At 72.8% G+C, this 3,512-nt stretch carries 4 protein-coding genes; 3 read left to right on the top strand and 1 reads right to left on the bottom strand.

The features are described from left to right. Positions 1–391 (top strand): FkbM family methyltransferase (locus DLJ59_RS00445; RefSeq protein ID WP_208648506.1); only part of this gene is annotated, 391 nt, incomplete at its 5' end. Here the strand turns inward: DLJ59_RS00445 and DLJ59_RS00440 are convergent. Further along, positions 349–795, bottom strand: coding sequence for an NUDIX hydrolase (locus tag DLJ59_RS00440; RefSeq protein WP_124770556.1), 447 nt, complete (start codon positions 793–795; stop codon positions 349–351). The genes DLJ59_RS00445 and DLJ59_RS00440 overlap by 43 nt on opposite strands. 165 nt (positions 796–960) lie before the next feature. On the opposite strand from DLJ59_RS00440, the gene DLJ59_RS00435 reads away from it, so the two are divergent. Both DLJ59_RS00435 and DLJ59_RS00430 read left to right on the top strand, forming a co-directional pair. Next, the gene (locus tag DLJ59_RS00435) at positions 961–1,725 is read left to right on the top strand and encodes an ABC transporter ATP-binding protein (protein WP_124770555.1); all 765 of its coding nucleotides are present in this window, start codon (positions 961–963) and stop codon (positions 1,723–1,725) included. After that, on the top strand, positions 1,722–3,512 hold a 1,791-nt coding region (locus DLJ59_RS00430), incomplete at its 3' end, for a hypothetical protein (protein ID WP_124770554.1). The genes DLJ59_RS00435 and DLJ59_RS00430, both read left to right, overlap by 4 nt.

Below are 3,512 nucleotides of genomic sequence, written 5' to 3'. Positions count from 1 at the left end.
GTGGGAGGGCGAGGTGTGGGACGCCGACATCGAGGTCCCGGTGGTCACCGTCGACGCGCTGATCGAGACGTACGGCGTGCCGGCCTTCGCCAAGATCGACGTTGAGGGTTTCGAGGACGAGGTGCTGGCCGGCCTGAGCCGCCCACTGCCCGCGCTCTCGTTCGAGTTCACCACCATCGCGCGTGCGGTCGCCTACCGGTGTCTCGACCGGCTGACCGCGCTCGGCTTCGACGGCTTCGACGTCGCGGTGGGCGACGACAAGTCGATGACCTTCCACCGCTGGATATCCGCCGCCGACCTGGCGACGCATCTGCACGAACTGCCGCACGCCGCCAACTCCGGTGACGTCTACTGCGTGTCCCGCGACAGGCAGGCCGTCGCCATCCCGTAGCCGGGCCAGATCATGCGCAGGACCAGCGCGGCGCTGACCGCCAACTCACGATCGAGCACCTCGCCCCGGGGAACGAACACCATGGACTGCCCCTCGCCGAGGACCACGTCCTCCTGCCGAGCCGTGGTGGTGCCACGGAACACGTGGACGGTCACGGTGTGCGGAAAGCCCGCTTCGTACGGACGCGGACCACTCCACAGCGGGTGCAGCTCACCCACGGTCAGACCCGTCTCCTCCAGCAGCTCGCGGCGGGCCGCCTCCTGCGGCGACTCGCCGGGCTCGACATGGCCACCCGGCAGACTCCACTGGCCCGGCGAGACGACCGCGTCCTCGTCGCGGTGCTGTAGCAGCACCGCGCCCGACGGATCGACGAGCAGTACGAGGGCGACGTCATAGGTTGCCATGACGAGACCGTGCCATGTCGCGGTGAGCATGTCGACGACGGCCCCGACGACACCCTGGTGGTGACCGAACGATTCCGGCTGGTGCACATCAGCTGAGCTGCATTGTCCACAGTCGACTCGGTCTGACGGGTCACGCCGTCGTGCAAGGTCACCTATGCTCGGCGCGTGATCCCCCCGGCACTCGAGATCCGCGGCCTGGTCAAGACCTTCGCGGCACACCGCGCGGTGGACGGCATCGATCTGACCGTCCACTCCGGCACGTTCCACGGCATCGTCGGGCCCAACGGCGCCGGTAAGTCCACCACCATCGGAATGGCCGTCGGCCTGATCACCCCGGACTCCGGGCAGATCCGGATCCTCGGCCACGACGCGTTACGCGACCGCGGCGTGACCCGCGCGCTGACCGGCGTACTGCCCGACGGCCTTGACTTCCCGGAACGTCTCACCGGCGCCGAGCTGCTGCGCTACAGCGCCGGCCTGCGCGGGCTGCCCCGGGCCGCGGCCACCGACCGTGCCGCCGAACTGATCGACGTGCTCGGCCTGGCCAAGGGCGCCGGCACGCCGCTGGCCGACTGCTCCACCGGCACCCGCAAGAAGCTGGGCCTCGCCCAGGCGCTGCTGCACGCGCCCCGGCTGCTCGTGCTCGACGAACCGTTCGAGGCGGTCGACCCGGTCTCCGCGGCCACCATCCGCCGGGTGCTGCGCCGGTTCGTGGCCGGCGGCGGCACCTGTGTGCTCTCCACCCACTCGATGCTGCTCGTCGAGCAGATGTGCGACGAGGTCACCGTGATCCATCAGGGTCGGGTGGTCGCCGCCGGGCCGGTCACCGAGGTCGCCGCCGGCGGCAGCCTGGAGGACCGGTTCGTCGAGTTGGTCGGCGCCGAAGCCTCCGGCAGCGCCGGTCTGGACTGGCTGACCGAGGCACGATGAGCGCGAAACGTCCCACCCTCGGCGCGATCACGGTGCCGGCCCGGATGCGTACGACAATGCTGCGTCGTTCGCTGCGCGAGCATCCCGGGCCCACGGTGGCCGGCCTGGTCGGCCTGCTCGCCGCGGCCTGGCTGATCCGGTACGCGCTCCGGGGCGACCAGCACACCCTCGGCCTGCTCGCCGGGGCGTGGGTTCTCGGCTGGATCGTGTTGCCGCTGCTGCTCGGCGGTGGGCGCGGCCGGGTCCGGCCGGTCCACCTGCGGCTGGAGCCGATCGGTGCCGTCCCGGCCGCGATCGGTCTGCTCGGCGCGTCGGCGATCGGCATCGGTCCGGCCGTCTCACTGGTGGCGCTCGCCGCGTTGCCGGTGCACGCGGCCCGGCACGGCACCGTCGCGGTCCTCGTCACCGCCTGCGGCGCGGTGCTGCTCTGGCTGCTCGGGCTGATCGGTTCGGCCATCGCGCTGGAGGTCGTCGGCCACGCCGGCGGCCCGGCCGGCGCGCTGCTCACCGGCATCTTCACCGGTACGGCGATGGGGGTCGCCGGGTCGCTCTGGGCGGTCTTCCCCTGGGTGTCGGTCCTGCTCGTGGCAGCGCCGGCGGAGGTGGTCCGGGCGATGGCGTACGTGCCGAGCGGTTGGCCGCTCACCGCCGTGACCGGGACAACCGGGCGAGGGGCGGGCGTGATGGCGGCCCTGGTCGGCATCGTGGCGCTCTGCGCCGCCGCGTACCTGATGCTTGTCCGAAGGGTGCTCGCCGCCGGCGTGCCGTTCCGGCCGCGCCGGACCACGGCGGCGGCGCCGGCCACGGCGGAGCGCGAGTGGCTGGGGTGGGTGCCGGCCGCGACGCGGGCGGTCGTCGGCCGCGAACTGCGAGCCTGGAGGCGGCACCCGCTGCGGTTGCAGTATCTGGCGTTCGCGGTCGTGTACGGCGCGCTGCTCGCCGGACTGCCGCTGTTGTCCGGCGTGGATCTGCTGCTGCCGTGGGCCGGACCGCTCGCCGTGCTCGGCGCGGCGGCGATGTCGGCCGGGCTGGTCGGGCTGGACGGCACCGCGTTGTGGCTGCCGTTCACCACGCCGGGCGGTGAACGGGCCGAGATCCGGGGCCGGGCGTTGGCCTGGCTGGTTCTGGTCACTCCGATCGGGGTGCTGCTCAGCGTCGCCGGCATCCTCGTCGCCCCCGACGTCGATGCGCTGACCGCGCTCTGCACCCTGCCGGCTCTGCTCGGTGCGGGTGCCACGGTGCCGGTGTGGGTGTCGCTGCTGCGGGTGCGCCCGGTGGCCGACCCACGGCATCCCACCGCTGCCGACAACCCGACCGACATCGTCAGCGTGCTGGTCGCCACCGCGGCGGGGTTGCTCGCTGCGGCACCGGTGCTCGCGCTGGTGGTCTGGGGCCCGTCGGAGGTGGCACCGTTGCTGCCGCTGATTGGGCTGCTGTGCGGTGCCGCGGCCTGGTGGGGTGGCCTGTGGCTGGCCGACGAACGCCTCGCCCGGCGTGGGCTCGAGGTGCTCGCCGCGGCGGGCCAGCGCAGCCGCCCCCCGGAGACGGTGCTCCCGCTGACCTGGGACGCGCAGTGGTATCGGGAGAACAAGGCGACCGCGTGGGCGTTGGGGTTGCTCACGGTGGGATGGATCCCGGTGATCCCGCAGGGGTTGATGCCGTTGGCGTTCGGGATCGACGGTGGGTGGATCGTGGCGGGCCACCTGGACGGCGGCGCACGTACGACGGTGGGGTTGGGCATGGTCGGTCTGGGCGTGGCGATGCTCCTCGCCGGCCTGGTGCTGTGG

It is taken from the genome of Micromonospora inaquosa (genome assembly GCF_003857055.1).
Classification (GTDB): domain Bacteria; phylum Actinomycetota; class Actinomycetes; order Mycobacteriales; family Micromonosporaceae; genus Micromonospora; species Micromonospora inaquosa.
The sequence above is the reverse complement of the archived record's forward strand: the minus strand, read 5'-3'. Positions and strand labels throughout refer to the sequence as shown.

Coding starts and splice junctions, on each gene's coding strand:
- DLJ59_RS00440 (WP_124770556.1), bottom strand. CDS start 795: ATGGCAACCTATGACGTCGCCCTCGTACTGCTCGTCGATCCGTCGGGC.